Below are 18,929 nucleotides of genomic sequence, written 5' to 3'. Positions count from 1 at the left end.
GGCGCCGTCAGGGAACGGCCCTCGTCCCGGACTGGTTCCGGCCGCCCTGCCGGGGAACCTTCGGCCGTACCGGCGTGCCGTCCGCCTCGTCCCGAGGGGCCGTGGGCCGGCTCTTCGCCCAGGCCATCAGCGTCGGGTCCTCCAGCGTGTCCACCCACAGATCGGCGAGGGCGAGGGCCTTGGGGCCGGGATTCCGGCCGACCCCGATCACCCGCAGACCCGCGTCGACGGCCGCCTTGAGGCCGTTGAGGGAGTCCTCGACCGCCAGGGCTTCGCCGCACTCCGCGCCCAGCCGCCGTACGGCCTCGACGTAGGTGTCCGGAGACGGCTTGGGGCGAACGCCCGGCCCGGGTACGACGATGTGCCGGAAGCGCTGTCTCAGGCCCACCGACTGGAGGCTGAACTCCACGACGTCGGCCGGGCAGTTGCTGGCGACCGCCAGGGGAGCGAACCGGCTCAGGCTTGTCACCAGGCCCGGTGCTCCGCGCACGGCCACGGGGCACTGTGCCACGAGTGCGCGGAAGCCGGCCAGGAGTTGGCGGGTCATCTCCTCGGCGGCCTCCGGTTTTCCGGCCAGGCGCGCCATGAGGGCGCCGCACTCGGTGTAGTGCAGACCCTTGCTGCTTTGCGTGAACTCCGGGTCGGGCGCGGCACCGTTGTCACGCAGAACGATGTCGCGTGCCTGTTGCCAGTGGCGCTCGGAGTCCACCAAGGTGCCGTCGCAGTCGAAGACGACGGCTTGGGGTGTCCAGTCGAAGATGCGATGGGTCGTCATGTGCTTGCTTGCCGTTCTGGTGCGGGACGGAACTGCCGGAAGGCGGCGATCCGCCAAGGGGAGGTTCCGGTACGCAGGGTGGACTTCGTTCACTGCGGGAAAGTGTGAAGTGCAGTGCGGAGGTCGCCCGTTCACTGCTGCGGAGGTCGCGCACCGCACACTGCGATGGTCCCGATTGCGTCCGGAACCAGAAACATAATGAACGCTACGCTCTGTTTGACAGGTTGGGGAGATTTGCCGACGCAATACGCACGTGTGGGTGACATCTCAGCGATAGCGCAGCATTCCCCGGACTGTCCGCTCGGCGCCCTGACGGCAATGGAAGAGGACGGAACTGCCGTATGCGGAGCAGTGAATGACGGCGGGCGGAGTGTGTTCGGTGAATCGCAGGGCCGTCATACGGCAGGAGATCGGTCGGATCAGCCGTCCTCCGCTGCGCAGGGCGACGGTCTGCCGTGCCGCCTCCAGCACGGCCATCCCCGGCACATGGTCCGCGCCGTGGTCGAAGAGGAAGGGATGGCGGGGATCGGCGGGATCCAGGAGGACGTCCTCGCCCTCCAGGGAGATGGCGACGTCCGACGCCGACTCGAGCCCCAGCAGGGCCGGTTCGGGCCGAGGCCGTCGGCTGGCCGTCGCGGTCGTGACGGCGCCGGATCGCAGGGCCGCGTACCGTCCGGCGTCGAGGAACCGCGCCCCGCCGGCCGCGTGCGCGAACGACCGGTCCCCGGCGAGGAACGCGACCCGCATCCGCAGGCCGGTCACCGTCGTCCCGCTTCGGTCGGTGCGGATCTCGCCGACGGTTGCCCGACAGGTGATCTCGCTAGCGCCGTGGGGTGCCCTGGGCTCTGCCGCAGGGTCGAGTTCGTAGGCCAGGTCGCTGATCAGAAAGCGGGCCGTGGGCGGCACGCCGAAGTGGCGCAGCGGAATGCAGATGCCGAGTTGGCGTAGCGTCTCGACGACCATCCACGGGCTGTGCCGGTCGTCGCGCCCCCGGGGGAATGTGGGGTGCGAGCGGGTCCAGGCGGCCGCCGCGCAGAAGCTGAGAGGTCCGCAGCGGCGGACATCCGTCAGCAGGACCTCGGCCACCGAAATCCTGTGTACCCATGCGCGGTCCACGGTCCTGGACCAACTCAGCGAGGGACAGCAGATTCCGGAACCGTGCCGGGCGCACCCGTCGACCGATTCCTGAGCACCCTGCGCCCGCTGCCGAGAGTCCATGTAATACAGCTAATAAGACAATTGTTGGTTCCGCACGCGCGGCCTCGTGCCCAGCCGGTGGGACGGCTACATTCCTCTCGCGCTCCACCGACAGACAAGGGAACACACGTGCAGGATCGGGCAGAAGAAACCCGCCGAGCCGTATTGCAGGCGGCGGCTCACCTGTTCTTCGAACGGGGATATGCGGCGACCAGCATCAACGACATCAGCGAACGGTCCGGCCGCACCAGCGGGGCCATCTACTTCCACTACACCAACAAAGAACAGCTCGCCCTGGCCGTGGTGGAAGCCCACTTCGCGACCTGGCCCGCACTGGTGGCGCACCACGCGGCCGCCCTCGAACCCACCCTTCGGAAGCTGGTGCGCCTGAGCTTCGCGGTGGCCCGCGCCTTCCGCGACGACGTCCTCGTCCGCGCCGGCGCCCGGCTCTGGGCCGAGCGCAGATCCATCGCCGTCGAGATGCCCCCGCCCTTCGTGGACTGGATCGCCACGGTCGAGGCCATGCTGACCCAGGCGCGGACGGAGGGGGATCTCGCCCCCTACGCGGAGCCCAGCCGCGACGCCCCCACCCTGGTCGCCGCGTTCTTCGGACTGCACACCCTCTCCGACGCCCTCGACAACCGGGTGCTGATCGAGGACCGCCTGACCGACCTGTGGTTGCTGCTTCTCCCCGCCCTCCAGGCGGACCCCGCACCACAGGCGCTGCTCGCCGAGGTGAGCGGGCGGGCCGCGGGCCGCGAGGACGGGCACCGCGGCCGCCGGCTCCACCGCACGGCCGGGTCGCAGAGCCCGGCGCCCCGCCCCGGAGTGATCAGCGGTTGAGAAAGGCCCATCGCGGGAGCAGCCTGGACGCAGTGCTGCGGATGGGCCCACCGGCGACGCCGGACGGCACCCGGACGACAGAACGAGGGCGGCCCGGACGACAGAACGAGGGCGGCGACATGGCGAAGGGCTCCGCGATACCGGACAGGCACCGCTCCGTACGGCGGGAGCCCGCTCCGGGCGCTGGGGTCATGGTGGATCCCCGGGGCGTGGTGATCGCGCTGAGCCCGGACGTGGGGCGCTTCCTCGGCTACGAGCCGCGGGAACTGGTCGGCCGGGCCGCGACGGAACTGCTCGCCGAGCCCCCGCCGGCGGCGGTCCAGCGCAGCCACGTCCGACGGGAGCCCTGGAGCGGCCGCGTCACCCTCCGGCACCGGGACGGCCACCCGCTGTCATGGACGCTCAGGGCCCATCCCTTGCGGGACGCGGCCGGCGACACGTACTGGTTCCTGACGACCGAGGGCCTCGAGCCCCCCGGGCTCCCACCCGGGAGCAGCGGCGAACCGGACATCGCCCTGCTCAAGCAGTGGGCCCTGGACCAGCTTCCACTGCCCATGGCCCTGTACGACCGCAGGGGAGTGCGGCTGGAGGTCAACGCCGCCATGAGGCGCGAGTCCGGCTCGGAGGATCACGAACTCCTCGACCGGCCCATCGGGGAAGCCCGCACCGGGGACACGGCGCTGGGCCTCCAGAGCATCGGCGACGCCATGCGGGAGGTCCTGCACACGGGGAAGACGGTGACGTGCGAGGCGCACTCACCCGGCTCCGGCGTCACCGGCCCGCGGTTCTGGCTGCTGTCGCTGTACCCCGTGCGCGGACCCGGCGGCCAGGTGTGCGGCATCTCGGCGGCGGCCGTGAACACCACCGAGCAGTTCCGCGCCCGTCGCCGACTGGCCGTCCTCAACGACGCGACGCTGCGGATCGGCACCACCCTCGACCTCAGCCGCACCGCCGACGAGCTCGCGGAAGTCGGCACCGACCACTTCGCCGACTTCGTCCTCGTGGACCTGCTCGACAGCGTCCTCACAGGCGAGGAGACGGAGGAGACGGTTGCCGGAGACCACAGCCTGCTGGTCTTTCGCAGAACCGCCAAGCGCTCCGTCCTGCCGGGATGCCCGGAGTCGGTGGTCCCGGTGGGTGGCATCTACACCTACCCCGAGGACTCTCCGCCGGGACGCGCCCTCGCCGCCGGCCGGGGCACCCTGCACCACGCCAGAGACATCATGCAGTGGTGGGCGGAGCACTCTCCCGAGCGCGCCCGCGTCATCCGCGAGTACGGGATCCACTCCCTCATGGCCGTACCGCTGCGGGCCCGCGGAGTCACACTGGGGCTGGCGCTGTTCTTCCGCCACCGCACCAAGGCCCCCTTCCAGGTGGACGATCTCCGGCTCGCCGAAGAGCTGAGCGCCCGCGCGGCGGTCCACGTCGACAACGCCCGCCGCTACGGCCGGGAACGTGCCACCGCACTCGCCCTCCAGCAGAGCATCCTCCCGCACCCCGCACTGCACCACCCCGCCGTGGAGATCGCCTCCCGGTATCTGCCCGCCCACTTCGGTGCGGGCATCGGCGGCGACTGGTTCGACGTGATCCCCCTGTCGGGCGCCAGGGTGGCCCTCGTCGTGGGGGACGTGGTCGGTCACGGGATCACGGCCTCGGCGACCATGGGCCGACTGTGCACGGCGGTACGCACCCTCGCCGATGTGGACCTGGCTCCCGACGAACTGCTCACGCACCTCGACGACCTCGTGCTGCTCATGGACCGCGACGACACCGACGACCGCTCCGCCCCCGGCTCGGGCGAGGTCGGCGCGTCCTGCCTGTACGCGGTGTACGACCCCGTTTCCCGGCGCTGCACCGTGGCCCGGGCCGGCCACCCCCTGCCCGTCCTGGCCACCCCGGACGGCTCCGTGCGTTTCCTGGACCTGCCCGCCGGGCCTCTCCTGGGCCTCGGCGGCCTGCCGTTCGAAGCCGCCGAGTTCGCCGTCCCGGAAGGCAGCGTTCTCGCCTTCTACACCGACGGGCTGATCGAATCCCCGGCACGGGACGTGGACGAGGCCTGCGACCTGCTGCGCGCGGCCCTCGCCGACCCCGGCCTTCCGCTGGAGGAGACGTGCGACCGGGCGCTGGGCATGCTCCCCGACGCCCGCACCGACGATGTCGTGCTCCTCTTGACCCGGACCCGGGCCCTGGGCGCCGACCGTGTCGCCACCTGGGAACTTCCTTCGGAGCCCTCCGTCGTGGCCCTGGCCCGCGAACTCGCCTGCGAGCGGCTGGCCACCTGGCAGCTCGAGGACGCGGCCTTCGTGGCCGAACTCGTGGTGAGCGAGCTGGTCACCAACGCGATCCGCTACGGCTCCCCACCGGTGCACCTGCGGCTCATCCGCGACACGGCCCTGATCTGCGAGGTCGGCGACGCCAGCAGCACCGCACCCCATCTCAAGCGCGCCCGCCTCTCCGACGAGGGCGGCCGCGGTCTGCTCATCGTCGCCCAGCTCTCCCGGCGCTGGGGCAGCCGCCATACCCGCTCCGGCAAGACCATTTGGGCCGAACTTCCGCTCACGCCGCAACTGCCGACCCCGTGAGCGGGCTCCGGCCCGGCTCCACGCAGGTGGCCCTTGCAGCCGCCGGTGCACAAGGATGTCGGCATGACACGAGGACGGGCGGTGACGGTCGGTATCGACCTGGCCGCGAGCGCACGGCGCACGGCCGTGTGCCGGGTGGCCTGGCAGGACGAGGGCGGCCTGGCCGCCGAGTTCCTCGTGCCGCAGAGTGACGCCGACCTGCTGGACATGATGCGGACGGCCGGCAAGACGGGCGTGGACTGCCCCCTGGGCTGGCCGTCGCACTTCGTGGCCACCGTCGTGGCCCACCACCGGGGAGAACGGCTCCCCGCCCCTGTCAGGTTCGGGGAGCGTACGGACGGCAGACCCGGTCTGGACGCACTGCGCTTCCGTCTGACGGACGACCTGACCTGGAAGGCGACCGCGATGAGGCCCCCGCTGTCGGTGTCCACCGACCTCCTCGGAGTGGTGGCGCTCCGCGCGGCCCACCTGCTGGATGCCCTCGCGGCCGACGGTGTCGCGGTGTCCCGGGACGGGTCGGGGCCGGTCGCCGAGGTCTACCCCGCCGCGGCGCTGAGACGGTGGGGGATACGCCCGGCCCGCAGCTACAAGAGCGGCACACCCGAGGCGCGTTCCGTCCGGGAGCACATCGTCCGCTCGCTGGAGTCGGGTCTGGGAGCGCCCCTGCCCGAGCCGGTGCGCGCGGCATGTGCCACCAGCCACGACCATCTCGACGCCCTGATCTGCGCCCTGGTCGCCCGCGCCGTCCGGATCGGGGACACCCTGGGCCCGCGCTCCCCGGACGAGCGCGAGGCAGCCCGGCACGAGGGCTGGATCCACCTGCCCGGTACGGACCTCGCCGCCCTGCGCCGCTGACCGGGACCTCGCCCGCGTCGGCGAAGCGCGCGGCCGTAGGGACGGGGTGTGGATGTCCTACAGCGCCCGGACCGCGAGCAGGGCCACGTCGTCGTGGTCGTCGGGGTGGCGCAGTCCGTGCAGCAGAAGGTCGCAGATCTCCTCCAGCGGCCGTTCCGGTTTGTCCAGGAGGGCCAGGAGCGCGTTGAGACGGTCGTCGATGGGGTGGTGGCGGGTCTCCACGAGACCGTCCGTGTAGAGGATCATCAGGTCGCCTGCGAGGAGCTCCACGGTCGTGGTCTCGAAGGGGACGCCGCCCACCCCGAGCGGCGCGCCCGGAGGCAGGTCAAGCAGCACGGGCTCCTTCCCCGGACGGGCCAACGCGGGCGGCATATGGCCCGCGTTGGCCAGGTGGCACCGTCGCCGGCTGGGTTCGTAGGTCCCGTACACACAGGTCACGATGTAGTGCTCCAGATCGCAGGTGATCTTGTCGAGGTGCTGGAGCACGGTGCCGGGCGCCAGGTCGAGGTCCGCGTAGGCGCATGTGGCGGTGCGCAGCCGGCCCATGGTGGCAGCGGCGTCGATGCCGTTTCCCATGACGTCGCCCACGACGAGCGCCGTCTTGTCGTCGCCGAGGGGGATGACGTCGTACCAGTCCCCGCCGACTTCGCTGGTGGCCTGGGCGGGCTGGTAGCGGTAGGCGAGTTCGAGGCCGGGGTGGTGCGGTGGGCGGTCGGGCAGCAGGCTGCGCTGGAGGGTGAGGGCGGTGTTGCGCACGCTCTGGTACCAGCGCGCGTTGTCCATGGCCACGGCGGCGCGACCGGCCAGCTCACAGGCGAGGACCACGTCGTCGTCGTGGAAGGGCAACGGGTTGCGCGTGCGCTTGAGGTCGAGCGCGCCGAGTACCTCCCCGTGGGCGATCAACGGCACCGCCAGATAGGAGTGGACGCCGGCGCGGGCCAGGAGCGAGCCGGCCTCGGGATCGCGGGCGATGCGCCTTAGGTCCTGCTCGGTGACATGACGCACCAGGACGGGCCGGCCGGTGTGCACGCACAGGGTGACCAGCCGGTCCCCGTCGTAGGCGGCGAGGTCACCGGGCGGGTCGGCCGCGCGGAGGGCCACGGTGGGATGGGTCGCCTTGAGGGCCAGGGCGCGGAAGAGCTCCGGGCCGCTGTCGGGCCGGCCCGTGCGGCGGCAGGCCAGTGCGGAGTCCAGGACGTCGACGGCGACCACGTCGGCGAGTTCGGGGGTCGCGACCTCGGCCAGTTCGCGGGCGGTGTGCTCCACCTCCAGGGTGGTGCCGACGCGGGCGGAGGCGTCCGCGATCACGGCCAGGCGGCGCCGGGCGCGGTCGGCCTCGGTGGCCGCGCGGTGCCGCTCCGTCACGTCGACGACCGAGGTCGCGGCGCCCAGGATCCGACCGCCGGGGTCTTCCAGCCGGTAGAAGGAGAGCGACCAGGCGTGGTCGTTGTCGGGGTCGGCCGGTGTGCGGCCGACCGCGTACTGGTCGAGGATCGGGGTACCGGTGGCCAGCACCTGGTGCAGGGCGGACTCGATGGTGTCCATGTCGGGGAACGGCAGGGTCTCCCGCAGATGGCGGCCGATGTGCTCCGCGGCGGGAATGCCGTCGATGCGCTCCAGTGCCGGATTGACCAGGAGATAGCGCAGGTCGGGGTCCATCAGGGCCAGCCCGATGGGGGACTGGTCGATCAGCCGCTCGCACAGGGCGAGGTCGGTCTCGACGCGCTGCAACGTGTCGTGGTCCGCCGCGATGCCCAGCGCGTAGACGTCGCCGGCATCGTTGAGGAGCCGCATGTTGCGGAACTCCGTCAGCCGGGTGCTGCCGTCCTTGCGCAGGACGGGGAAGGAACCGGCCCAGCTGCGGCCCGTCTCCATCACCTCGGTGAACAGACCGAGGACGGTCTGGAGGTGGTCCGGGTGGACCAGCAGTCGCCCCGCGTACTCGCCGAGGGCCTCCTGCGCCGAGTAGCCGAAGAGTTCCTCGGCCTGGGGACTCCAGAACACGATCCGCCCGCCGGAGTCCAGCACCACCGCGGCGACGCTGAGGACGTCCAGCAGGGTGGCGGGCCGGGGCTGCCCGGGGCCTGATCGATCGCGGTCGGCCTGGAAGGATTCGGCTTCCATCCCACGTCTCCCTCCGCCTGCCGCCGCGACCGTTGTCACTCGCCGGCGTGGCTCACGCCCAGGTCCTGCCTCCCGGTACTTCCATGCTGCCCCTGCCCGTGTGGCCTGCACAGCCCGGAAACGGTCGGTGGCCGGGCATATACGGACGGTGGCGCTGGCGGAGGGTTCGGCGGGTTGGGCTTTCGGTCGGTGCGGCGATGGGGGCACCGCCCGCGCGAGCGAAGCGTGGGGGAGCGTGCCGGGCGAACGTTGCCTGTTGGGCACAGGCGGGTTTCGTTTGGATCAGCCCGGGTCCGCGACGCCCGGTACGGCACCTCGCCGCGTTGTCGGACACCCGAGTACATCCAGTACGCGGGCGGCCCTCCGCCTTGCGATGCTCCCCCGGCTACCGCTGGGAGATGCCCCTTGCCCCGGACGCCGCGGCCTGATCCGAACCGATCCAAACGAAACCCCCTAGCAGACGCCGGCCACGGCTTGGCCCAGCCCCATGCCCTCGACCAGACCGCAGAGGGCGAACGGGCCGGTGCCGGGGCGCGACGAGGCCGGGAACCAAGGTGCGGCGGCGGGCCGCGCGGACGCTTCGTAGCCCGCTGTGCCACGGGGGACGGGGCGTGGCGTCGGTGCGGTGACGGTCCGCTGACCGGGGTGCCCCTGCGACGGAGGCAGGTCCGGCGCGGGGCCCGCGCGGCGGGGCGTGGGTGCCGCCCGGCGCTGTGCCGGGACGGGCCGGTTCGCCTGCGAGGCGGCGTGCAGGCCGGCGGGCGAGGGACGCCCCGGCCCCGGACGAGGTGCTGGACCGGTGCGTACGAGCCCTGCGACTCCGCGTGGAGGCCGCGGCCCCGAGGCATGCGGAGCGGCCGGCGCAGGCGCACGGGCATCGTTGACCTCGGCCTGCCGGACGGGCCGGTCGCCGTAGTCGGGCCGGACGGTCACGCACCCGGCGGCGAGCAGCGCGACGACGACGAAGAGGAGCGTGCGGCGCATCCACCCACGGTCGCGTACCGAAGATCCCGGGGAAGCGGCGGCGCGCGGGCGATGCACCGGGACGGATGAGCCGGCGACCACCGCGCCCCACTCGGGGAGGTCCGCGTTGGCCGGGGGCCGGACCCTTCCGATGCCTCTCGGGCCGCGAGGGGGCCGCCGTGTGCGCCGATGGTGTTGTTCGCGAGCCTCCGGTCGTCTCCGGCCTACCGGGGGGCTTCGAGGTCTTCCCGCAGTCAGGCCTCCGCGTGCCCTCGCCGGGGCTGGGCCTTCCGAGACGGCCGGCCCGCGGGCGGGAGGCCTACTCGGGCCGCTCCGAACCCGTGGTGTCCTCGGCCGGAGCGGCGGCCTGCTCCTCGGCGGCGTCCGGGGAGGAGTAGAAGACGGACGCTCCCTGCTTGCTGCGCTGGGCCAGGTTCCTGGCCACGAGCCCTTCGAGCGTGGTGCGGATGACGGTGGTCTTGATGCCACGCTCGGGATGGACCCGGCCCAGCGCCGCGGCGATTTCCGCGGAGGAGCGTGGCTCGCTCTGTTCCGAGAGGTGACGGCGGACGAGGTCGACCAGTGTGGGCTCGGCCGTCTTCGCCGCGGTGTCCTTGTCCGTCTTCCCCGCGGCAGGCTTGTCCGTCCTCACCGCGGCAGGCTCGCCCGCGGGCTTCTTGGCGGCCTTCTTCGCGGTGGGCTTCCTGGCCGTGGTGCGGCCACGCGAAGGGGCGCTCTTCTTCGACTTCACCTGCTCGTCCGTGCCGGACTTGGCGCCGGGCCTCCTGCGGGCAGCGGGCACGGTGGCGTGCTCGGACGCGGGCCCGGCGGGGGGCGGGGTCAGCCCGAGTGCCTGCTGCATGTTCACCAGCACGGCGTGGTCGTGCTGGAGGGCGGCCAGTTGCGCCTGGAGTGCGGCGATTTCCGCGCTGACGCGGTCCTGCTCCTTGACGTTGCGTTCGAGGTCGTCGGTCACCTGGGCGGCGTACTGCGATGTCAGATCGGTGGCGCGAGTGGTGCTCTCGGACATGGGGTCGACCTTTCTCCGGATGTCGTGGTGCGGGCGTGGATGGCAAAGCGCAGGTGTTCTCGGGCTGGCGTCCGTGTGACGGTGGCGGCAACTGCGCGAATACCCCGGCGTAGTGATGGTACGGATGAGTGCGACCTCTTGGTCCTCTCGAGTCATGTCTTGTGCTCGAGCCGAGGGTGAGGGTTCAGGCTGTGCGGTGCCTGTCAGCTCTCGGCCGCACCGAATCGGAGGGCCGGGACCGTGTGTTGACCGTCAGTCCTTGGCGGGCGTCAGCGCAGCCAGAAGCACGGTTCGGTCGTCCGTGCCGCCGGTGACCGACGGGTGGTGCAGGATCCGCTCGCACCACGCGTGCAGGGTGTCCGGGGCGGTGATGTCCGCACATTCGTCCGTGTGCTGGGCGAAGAGGCTCCCGAGGCGGGCGATGCCCTGGTCGATGTCGGAGTGACGGGACTCGACCATGCCATCGCTGTAGAGCAGCAGCAGCGCCGGTTCGGGCACAGGGAGCACGGTGGGTTCGTACGTGCCGGTGCCCAGGCCCAGCGGCAGGCCCGCGCTGGTGAGGGTGACCGGTGCGGCCCGTCCGTCGGTGCCTCGGATCAGCGGGGGAGGGTGACCTGCCCCGACGAGCGTGCACGTGTGGCGTTGCGCGTCCCACTCCGCGTACATGCACGTCGCGAAGGAGGCGGCGGGGGTGTCACAGGCGAGCGAGTCGAGCCTGCGCACCAGTTCGGCCGGGGTGATGTCGATACCCGCAAGGGTGCGGGCGGCCGTGCGCAGCTGAATCATCGCCACGGCCGATTCCGGACCGTGCCCCATGGCGTCGCCGACGACCAGAGCGATACGGCCGCCCGGCCGCGGCAGCACGTCGAACCAGTCGCCGCCGACGATGGTGTCGTGCCCGGCGGGCACATAGCCGTGGGCGATGCGGCAGCCGTCGAACGAGTGGGCGGTGGCGGGCAGCAGGCTCTGCCGGATGGCCAGCGCGGTCCGGCGCTCGCGTTCGTACCGACGCGCGTTGTCCAGGGCCACGCAGGCCCGCGCGGCCAGCGACTCCACGGCCACGGCGTCGTCCGGCAGGAAGCGGGCCCGGTCCGGTCCGCGACCGCAGACGACGAAACCGACGGCGGCGCCCCGCAGATGCAGGGGCGCGACAAGGAAGGACGCCGTCCGCAACAGATGCACGATGCGTGCGTCGTCGCCGCCCGAGGCGCGCAGCCGCTCGGACGTATGCGCGTCCACCGTGTCCAGGAGTTGCGGACGCCTGGTGGCCAGGGCCCGGGCGTACGGCGTCTCGCACGGGAAGACGATCACCTCACCGACCGGCAGTATGTCCTCCCATCGCGTGGAGGCCTCCGTCCCCACCCGCAGCGCCAGCCGGCGGGCCTCGACATGGGGAGGGTCCCCGGCCGGGTAGGGGCTCTCCTCGACGAGCCAGCGCTCCAGCAGGTACACCGAGGCTGCGTCGCAGAAGCCGGGCGTCAGTGCCTGGACGATATGACGGCCGGTCAGGCCGAGATCGAGCTCCGACCCGATGACGTCGGCCGCGGGGGAGAAGGCCGGCCGGCGACGCGAGTGTGCGGCGGCCGGTGATGCGTCCAGCTGGCTGCGCGCTTGGTTCCGCAGGGTCGTGCCTTTCCGGGTGGGGCCGGTTGCGACCGCGCGGCATCGGCGACGCCTCGCCGGGGGTCAGGACGCAGCTATATGATGGAACATCAAGATCATTGGCCGAGAGGGGAGTTGCCGTGCCGGGTGACCGGTTCCTTCCGAAGGGCGTCGATCCCGGCAAGGCAAGCGTCGCCCGGATGTATGACGCCATGCTGGGCGGGGAGCACAACTTCGCCATCGACCGGGAGGCGGTCGCCGCCTTCACCGCCATCGACCCCCAGGTGCGCACTCTGGCTCGGGCCAACCGGGCCTTTCTCCAGAGAGCGGTGCGTTTTCTCGTCGACGCCGGGGTGCGGCAGTTCATAGACCTCGGGTCAGGCATCCCCACCCAGGGCAACGTCCACGAGGTGGCGCAGAGCGCCTGCCCGGGAACACGGGTGGTCTACGTCGACAACGACCCGGTCGCCGTGGCGCACAGCGCCTCCCTGCTCGCCGACAACCCGGACGCGGACATCGTCGACGCCGACATCCGCCGCCCGGCCGACGTCCTGTCCTCCCCGCAGGTGCGCCGGCTGATCGACTTGGACCAGCCCGTCGCCGTACTGATGATCACCATCCTGCACTTCATCACCTCCGAGGAGAGCCCGGCCGGCATCGCGGCCGCCTTCCGGGACGCCCTTCCCGACGGCGGCTGGCTGGCGCTGACGCACGCCACCAACGAGGACCGCCCGGGCACCGCTGCCGCCGTGGGACAGCTGTACCGGTCCAGGGCCACATCGCCGGTCACCGCGCGTTCCCGCGCCGAGATCCTCGCCCTGTTCGACGGCTTCGAACTGGCGGAGCCCGGTCTGGTCCATGTGCCCCTGTGGCGTCCCGACCCGGGGGACCCGATCCCGGAGAACCCGTCGGAGTACTGGGTCTACGCGGGAGTCGGCCGCAAGCGTCGTTGAACCGACCGGGCACGCGTCGGAAGGTCGGTAAGCGCGTCTTGACTTCGAGTCGACGAGGCCGGCCGGCGGCGCGAGGGCGAGATCCCTGCCCGGGTCCCGCGAGGCCCCGCTGCCGCGGTCGGCCGGCCTGTCGCCCCGGCTACCCCGGCTGGTGCGCCGGACGGAGGCTGCCCGGCCCCGGCCCGGCGCAGCCGCCCGCGGCGCATCCGGTGAGCCAGGCGTCGAAGTCGGCGTCGTAGCGGGTGCCGATGTCGGTGGCGTAGACGGCGTAGCCGCCCGGGTAGTCGCCGACCCGGAAGCGGGCGAGCATGCCCTGGATGTCCGCGGGGTGCCTCTCGACCATGTAGCGGACCGCGAGATAGCCCCAGGGATAGGTACGGGTCACGTCGCTGTTGGCGTAGGTGTTCTGGAACAGCGTGCTCAGGGTGTAGGTGTGCTTGCCCGCCTCGGCCACTGCCTGGCCGTCGGTGATGCCCCGGTAGCCGTAGGAGACGTACTCGGCCAGCCCCTCTATCCACCAGATGTCCGGGACCGCCGTCTGCTGTGCGAAGTCGCCCTTCATGTCGTCGCGTGCGTCGAGGTAGTGCGTGTACTCGTGGTTGAGGTTCCATATCCGGGCCGTGAAGCCGTCGTCGTTCGCCTTCTGGTACATGATCGAAACCGGCTGGTTGCGGGGGTCGGCGGGGTCTCCCACGAGGGTGATGCCACCGTTGTCCGTACTGACGCCGAAGATCGCCCCGGCGTAGGTCTGGTAGTCGGTCCGGCTGGCGAACACCACGAGGTGGACGGTCGACTCATACTGGCCGGGTATCGGTCCCCCGTCCTTGACGAGGCCGTGCACATACGGTCCCTGGCCCAGCACGTCGGCGCAGGTGGCCGCGAGGTCGGTGGCGGTCAGCGACTGGGCCCGTATGGTGTGCGTGGCGTCGCAGGCGTGGGTGACCGGCAGCGCCGCCCTGCTCAGCCGGCCCGCCAGGTCGCAGACGTCGTAGTACGAGCAACCGGCCTTGTCGTAGCTGTCCACCTGGGTCGCGAGCGCCACCCACAACTGCGCGGTCCGGCCGGTGATCCGAGAGGCGTCCAACAGGTCCTTGACCGGAGGCCGGACCAGGGCCGTCAGCGCGGGGTGCTCGACGTGGCGCGCAAGGCTCATCCCGGCGTTGGAGTCCAGATAGGCGCGGTCGGTGCCCAGCAGGTTCATGTGGTCGACGGCGAAGGTGTGGAGGGTGCCGATGATGCGCGGGTCGGCCGTGACAGCGCTGACATAGGCGGTGTTCCAGTTTCCGCGCCACAGGGGTGTGTAGACGTCGTTGACGGCCGCCACCATGCTCGCGACGTCATCGTAGGAGGCGTCGTATCCGCTCAGCAGCCGTCGGTAGGCGCGGAGATAGCGGCCCTGTAGGTCGGCGCTGTCGGTGAGGATGACGACGTCTGCGAGGACGTCGCCGTTCGCTGAGGTGACGTCCCAGGCGTGCCGGCGGGCGAAGAAGGCGTCGAGTCCACGGGCCGTGGCCGCGGTCAGCCGTGCTCCGTAAGGCCCGGTGTCCGACGGGTTGTCGAACTGCACGTAGTAGCCGGCCCGCAGGAACAGCACCAGCTGCCAGATGCCGGCCGAGTTGTCGCCGCCGTACCGCCGGGCAGCACGTGCGAAAGCGTCCGCGACGGTGACCATCTGGGACTCTCCGAAGACCCTGCCCGCGTCGGCGCCGGTGACGGCGAACAGGCTGTCGACGCACTCCACCGTCGAGGCTCTGACGAGCGCGACGAGTGCCGAGCCGGTTCTGCCGCCGAAGTCGGCCGGAGAGCAGGCGGTCTTCGACGCGGCGCCCGGGGCGGGCGCGGCATCCGGATCGTGCGGGGACACGGCGGGGTGCAGGGGAGGGAGCTGGGTGGGAGCCATCCGCCGGTCCTCAACGGCGCGGCCGGAAGTGGCGAGGGTCGAGCCCGTCGGAGCGGGCGGCGCGGAGTTGTGGACGGCGGTGGGGGCGTCAGCGCCGGTGGGCGGCCCGGGCGCGGCGAACGCGGGCGGCGCCAGCAGGCCGACGAGGGTCATCCCGGCGGCGAGTGCGCCGGCCACGCTTGCGGGCAGGGCGAAGTAGCGCATCCCGACTCCTTTGCGGATAGATGCGCCTCGGAAACGGTGATGAGGCGTGAGAGGCACCTTCTCAGCGCCGTCGGTCGCCAACAATGGGGTGTGACATAGCACATTGCACTGATGTCCCATAACACGCCCGCAGGCTGCCGTCGGCCCGCCTCACCACTGGGCCCGCCTCACTACGGGGCCCGCCTCACTACGGGGCCCGCCCTGCCACCTGGCCCGCCTCACGACCGGGCCCGCCTCACGACCGGGCCCGCCCTACCGCCCGGCCACGCTCCATGTCCTCGTCGCCCAGGCTCTCAAGTGCGGTGACTGCGCGACGAGATCGCGGTAGGCGGCCGTGGCGGAGGTGAACAGCGTCTCCGCCACCTCGTCGGGAACCGAGCCGCGCCGCCAGGCCAGCACATAGCGGCACCACAAGGGCGTCCCGCTCAGCGGTCTGATCAGCACGCCCGGGACAGACCGGAGGGTCGCCTGCACCAGGGACACCCCGAGGCCGTCGGCGATCATGTTCAGCAGCTGCTGCCGGTCACCGAGGAACGTGTGCACCGCCACCGGTGAGAAGCCGGCCGCCTCGCAGGCCGAGTAGAAGACGCCCGGCCAGCCGGCCCCGTCGTCGGGTGTCACGAACCAGGCGTCCTCGGCCAGGTCCGCCAGTGCGATCTGAGGGCGGCGCCTGAGCCGGTGACGGGCCGACAGGGCCACGAAGGACGGCTCGGTGACGATCCCGCGATGTGCCAGCGAGGCGGAGTGGTGTAGCTCCCTGCCGGGGTAGTCGGCGGCGACCGCCGCGTCCACCTCACCCTTCTCCAGGAGTTCGACGATCTCCGAGGACGCGTACACGCTGCTCACGGTGAGCGAGACCTCCGGCAGCCGGCCGCGGACCCGGGCGACCATGCCGGAGAGGACCGGTGAGTTGGTCGCGGCCAGGCGCAGCGTCCGGCGCGCTCCCGAGGCGTCCGCCGCCCTTCGATGCCCGATCGCCTCGGCACGTGCCAGCACCTCCCGTGCCTCCGCCGCGATCTCGAAGCCGTACGGTGTCAGCGTCGCGCCCGACACTCCGCGCTCGAAGAGCGGCCTGCCGAAGAAGCGTTCAATGCGCCGTAGCTGGGTACTCAGGGCCGGTTGGGAGTACCCCAGGTCCGACGCGGCCCGGCCCACGCTCCCCGCGTCGGCGATCGCGCACAGCACACGCAGATGCCGAAGCTCCAACTCCATCCGCCCGCTCGCCCTCCCCGTCGCCCTGGCCCTCCCCGTCGCCCCCGCCGTCCCGGTCGTCGCCGTCCCGGTCCTCCCCGTCGTCCTCGCAGCCCCGGTCCGCCCCGTCGTCCGGTCGGTCCGGCCGGTGTCCGCGGCACACCGGCGGAGGGGAAGCGTTCCACCGTGCCGTCGCGCCCACAAGACGCGGATCCGCCCACCTTCGGCGGGTGCCGGGTCAGTGTGCCGGGCGGAGCGAAGAGGGCGGCTCCGACTCCTGTTCACCACCGTCATGGCGCGCCAGCCATCGGGCGAGCGTGCGGGCGATCGGCTGGCCCGTGTCCATCTCCACGAACCCGAACTGGCCCGACTGGTTGCACTCCAGGAACCACCAGATGCCGTCGGCGTCCTCCACGAAGTCGAAGGCGCCATAGGTGAGTTCGGCCCCTCGCAGATAGGCGTGCACGGCGGTCGCGATACGCGGTGGGACGTCGACGGGCCGCCAGGGACCGGCGGAGGGGGCGAACCGGACGTCCACGTCGTCGGAGTCCGCGGCGGCCGGTTTGCGCGCCGCCAGCAGCCGGTCGCCGACGGCGGTGAGGCGGATGTCGGCGCGCTTGGCGATCCGCCGCTGGAGCAGCGTGGGCCCGAAGGCCACGGCGGCGAAGTCGGCGTCCGGAGCGATACGACTGGTGGGCACCGCCCGGGGAGGGTCCTGCGGGTGCGTGCCGGAGACGGGTTTGACCACCAGGTCGGGGAAGCGCTCGGCGAAGTCGCGGGCGGCCTGCGGAAAGGTCGTGATCAAGGTGGCCGGCACGGGGAGTCCGGTGCGCTGGGCGAGACGGAGTTGCCAGGGCTTGTGACGCGCCCGGCGGGCCGCGTCGGGGCGGTTCATCCAGCGCGCACCGGTGCCGTCCAGCATCCCGTAGAGGGCCTGCGAGGTCTCCTCGGTCAGCCAGGCCGACGGCTCGGCGGCCCGCGCGGCGGGAACCCCGGGTCTGCGCACCCAGATGGACCGCAGCCCGTTCGTGCTCACGAGACGGCCGCCGGCACAGAGGTGCCCCTGGAAGGCGCCGTGCACGTACTCCCCGGAGAGGGCGACCGCTCCCGGGAGGTCCGCCGGATCGAGCCGGACCACCGGAACTCCGGCCCCGTGCAACTCGGCCACCACCATGTCCGCCGTCACGTCCTGTTCACAGGTGAGGATCAGCACGGTCATCGTCGGCGTGCCGCGTTCAGTCGTCGAAGTGGGTCTTCGAGCCCGCCGTCGAGGTCGTGGCCCCCCATTCCCGCAACACCGCGTAGTCGTGGGCGGCTATCCGCCCGTCCGGGAGAAGGTTCAACTGCAGTGCGGAGTCGTAGCTGTACGGAGTGCTGACCTCCCAATCCTCGGCCGGGCGAGCGTAGTCCAGCGCGAACGGTCGCATCGTCTCTCCTTGTTCGGTGCTTCCTCAGCAGGCGGACGGTGATGCTCCGGCGGGACCGCCGTCTGCCGGGCCGCCATGGCTCCACCCACTTATACGAATCGAACGGGTGAATGGTTGCGTCACGCTGCGTAACGGGTGGGACGGCCGCTCCCGGAGCGTTCGCTTCCCCCGTCCGCCACTGCGGCCGGCCTGCGCCGAGGCAGCGTCGCGCCGCGGGCCTGCGACGGGGCCCCGACCGTCGTCCGCCCTGCGAGGGGCTCGCTGACCTGCGAGAGCGCGCGGCACGTGCGTCGCCCGGAACCCATCGGCGCACGGATGTCCCTTGCGCACCTGGGTACCCGTGCTGCGCGCCGATGATCGCGCCGAGTCCGGTGGCCGGGACGGGCCGGGACGGCCGATGAGAAGGGCGAGCGAGAGGAGGGCCACACGCATGACTGCCACCGACGATCTTCCCGTCCTGCGGACCCTCGGCGAACTCGGGGCCCTGGTGGAACGGTATTGCGACCTCTACGTTCGCTGGTCGCACGGCCCGCGCGTCGATCTGGGTACCGCCGGGAGCAGAGACGACCTCACCGGCGTCCGCATGCCGGGGCTGTCCGCCAACCCTCTCAGAGTCGAGCCCTGGTGGGGGGACCGGCCCGTCGAACTGTGGGTGGCCCGGCGGCTGCACGACTACTCGCACCTGCCCCGGGAGAAGGGCGAGGGAGTGCGCCCCTGGGTGCTCCGGGGCCGGGTCGAGGGACGAGGCCCCGACAACGAGCCGTTGGTGGCGGACGTGGAGCCCGTCGGCTGGGTCGACGACAGGGTGATCAGGGAAGCGCAGACCGCGGTCGACCGCCAGGCCGGCCCCTGGGGGCCACTGCGCCGCGACGGCGACCGCTGAGCATGGGTGCCGGGAGAGCCCCCGGGGCGCGCGTTCCGGTTGCCCCGCCGGGGTACTCGGCAGCGCATGAACGACAAGAGGAAACCCGAGACCGACGCCTCCAAGGCCCGACGGGCCGCTGAGGAGCAGCGCGAGGCGGAACGCGAACGCGCCGCTTCCCGACCCTTCGAATACCCCCACCCGGAGCGCCGCGCAGGAGTCAGGGCACGGCGTCGCATCAGTGAACAGGAGGCCGACGCCGATACGCAGCCCGGCATTCCCGGAGGTTACGGCACCACCGGCGGCGGCCAGCCGGGAGGCACGGGAGCGGCTCATCCCCCGACGCCTCGCCGCCGGCGTGGCGACGAGAGCGGCGACACGCCGGAACCCACCGAGCCGTGACGCGGCCGTGACCGCGGCC

Annotated in this window: 16 protein-coding genes; 6 read left to right on the top strand and 10 right to left on the bottom strand. The window is 72.0% G+C overall.

Features of this window, described 5'->3' with window-relative positions; genetic code table 11:
* Positions 1–7: 7 nt before the first annotated feature.
* Both ABZ823_RS10200 and ABZ823_RS10195 read right to left on the bottom strand, forming a co-directional pair.
* On the bottom strand, positions 8–775 hold the full coding sequence (locus tag ABZ823_RS10200) for an HAD family phosphatase (protein WP_361656437.1): 768 nt from the start codon (positions 773–775) through the stop codon (positions 8–10).
* A 267-nt stretch (positions 776–1,042) separates the two neighbouring features.
* Complete coding sequence (locus ABZ823_RS10195) at positions 1,043–1,993, bottom strand: ScbA/BarX family gamma-butyrolactone biosynthesis protein (protein ID WP_361656434.1); 951 nt, start codon at positions 1,991–1,993, stop codon at positions 1,043–1,045.
* 108 nt (positions 1,994–2,101) lie between these two features.
* Here ABZ823_RS10195 and ABZ823_RS10190 point away from each other — a divergent pair, with 108 nt between their 5' ends.
* The 3 genes from ABZ823_RS10190 (at position 2,102) to ABZ823_RS10180 (ending at position 6,252) form a co-directional block, all read left to right on the top strand.
* On the top strand, positions 2,102–2,815 hold the full coding sequence (locus ABZ823_RS10190) for a ScbR family autoregulator-binding transcription factor (protein ID WP_361656431.1): 714 nt from the start codon (positions 2,102–2,104) through the stop codon (positions 2,813–2,815).
* Positions 2,816–2,934: 119 nt separating this feature from the next.
* Positions 2,935–5,397 carry a SpoIIE family protein phosphatase gene (locus ABZ823_RS10185; RefSeq protein ID WP_361656428.1) on the top strand — a complete coding sequence of 821 codons (2,463 nt, stop codon included), beginning with the start codon at positions 2,935–2,937 and terminating at the stop codon, positions 5,395–5,397.
* Positions 5,398–5,460: 63 nt separating this feature from the next.
* On the top strand, positions 5,461–6,252 hold the full coding sequence (locus ABZ823_RS10180) for a DUF429 domain-containing protein (protein WP_361656425.1): 792 nt from the start codon (positions 5,461–5,463) through the stop codon (positions 6,250–6,252).
* Between the two features lie 57 nt (positions 6,253–6,309).
* On the opposite strand, the gene ABZ823_RS10175 is transcribed toward ABZ823_RS10180, so the two are convergent.
* The 4 genes from ABZ823_RS10175 to ABZ823_RS10160 form a co-directional block, all read right to left on the bottom strand.
* On the bottom strand, positions 6,310–8,376 hold the full coding sequence (locus ABZ823_RS10175; protein WP_361656422.1) for a SpoIIE family protein phosphatase: 2,067 nt from the start codon (positions 8,374–8,376) through the stop codon (positions 6,310–6,312).
* 453 nt (positions 8,377–8,829) lie between these two features.
* Complete coding sequence (locus ABZ823_RS10170) at positions 8,830–9,360, bottom strand: hypothetical protein (RefSeq protein ID WP_361656420.1); 531 nt, start codon at positions 9,358–9,360, stop codon at positions 8,830–8,832.
* 298 nt (positions 9,361–9,658) lie between these two features.
* Complete coding sequence (locus ABZ823_RS10165; protein WP_361656417.1) at positions 9,659–10,369, bottom strand: hypothetical protein; 711 nt, start codon at positions 10,367–10,369, stop codon at positions 9,659–9,661.
* 252 nt (positions 10,370–10,621) lie between these two features.
* Positions 10,622–11,851, bottom strand: coding sequence for a GAF domain-containing SpoIIE family protein phosphatase (locus tag ABZ823_RS10160; RefSeq protein WP_361656859.1), 1,230 nt, complete (start codon positions 11,849–11,851; stop codon positions 10,622–10,624).
* 260 nt (positions 11,852–12,111) lie between these two features.
* On the opposite strand from ABZ823_RS10160, the gene ABZ823_RS10155 reads away from it, so the two are divergent.
* Positions 12,112–12,924, top strand: coding sequence for an SAM-dependent methyltransferase (locus ABZ823_RS10155; protein WP_361656414.1), 813 nt, complete (start codon positions 12,112–12,114; stop codon positions 12,922–12,924).
* A gap of 139 nt (positions 12,925–13,063) precedes the next feature.
* On the opposite strand, the gene ABZ823_RS10150 is transcribed toward ABZ823_RS10155, so the two are convergent.
* From ABZ823_RS10150 to tgmA, 4 genes are all read right to left on the bottom strand, one after another.
* Positions 13,064–15,028: a collagenase gene (locus tag ABZ823_RS10150; RefSeq protein WP_361656411.1), complete on the bottom strand. Its 1,965-nt coding sequence runs from the start codon at positions 15,026–15,028 to the stop codon at positions 13,064–13,066.
* Between the two features lie 252 nt (positions 15,029–15,280).
* Positions 15,281–16,240 (bottom strand): LysR family transcriptional regulator, encoded by a 960-nt coding sequence (locus ABZ823_RS10145; RefSeq protein ID WP_361656408.1) that lies wholly within the window; start codon positions 16,238–16,240, stop codon positions 15,281–15,283.
* 217 nt (positions 16,241–16,457) lie between these two features.
* Positions 16,458–17,438: an ATP-grasp ribosomal peptide maturase gene (tgmB, locus tag ABZ823_RS10140; RefSeq protein WP_361656405.1), complete on the bottom strand. Its 981-nt coding sequence runs from the start codon at positions 17,436–17,438 to the stop codon at positions 16,458–16,460.
* Positions 17,439–17,454: 16 nt separating this feature from the next.
* The gene (gene tgmA / locus ABZ823_RS10135) at positions 17,455–17,646 is read right to left on the bottom strand and encodes a putative ATP-grasp-modified RiPP (RefSeq protein ID WP_361656402.1); all 192 of its coding nucleotides are present in this window, start codon (positions 17,644–17,646) and stop codon (positions 17,455–17,457) included.
* Positions 17,647–18,076: 430 nt separating this feature from the next.
* Here tgmA and ABZ823_RS10130 point away from each other — a divergent pair, with 430 nt between their 5' ends.
* Together ABZ823_RS10130 and ABZ823_RS10125 are read left to right on the top strand one after the other, a co-directional pair.
* Positions 18,077–18,529 carry a DUF6098 family protein gene (locus ABZ823_RS10130; protein WP_361656399.1) on the top strand — a complete coding sequence of 151 codons (453 nt, stop codon included), beginning with the start codon at positions 18,077–18,079 and terminating at the stop codon, positions 18,527–18,529.
* Positions 18,530–18,595: 66 nt separating this feature from the next.
* A complete protein-coding gene (locus ABZ823_RS10125) occupies positions 18,596–18,910 on the top strand; it encodes a hypothetical protein (protein WP_361656397.1) in 315 nt (104 codons plus the stop codon).
* Positions 18,911–18,929: the final 19 nt, after the last annotated feature.

The organism is Streptomyces sp. NPDC047079, assembly GCF_040643755.1.
GTDB lineage: Bacteria > Actinomycetota > Actinomycetes > Streptomycetales > Streptomycetaceae > Streptomyces.
This window is presented reverse-complemented; position numbering and strand designations above follow the sequence as displayed.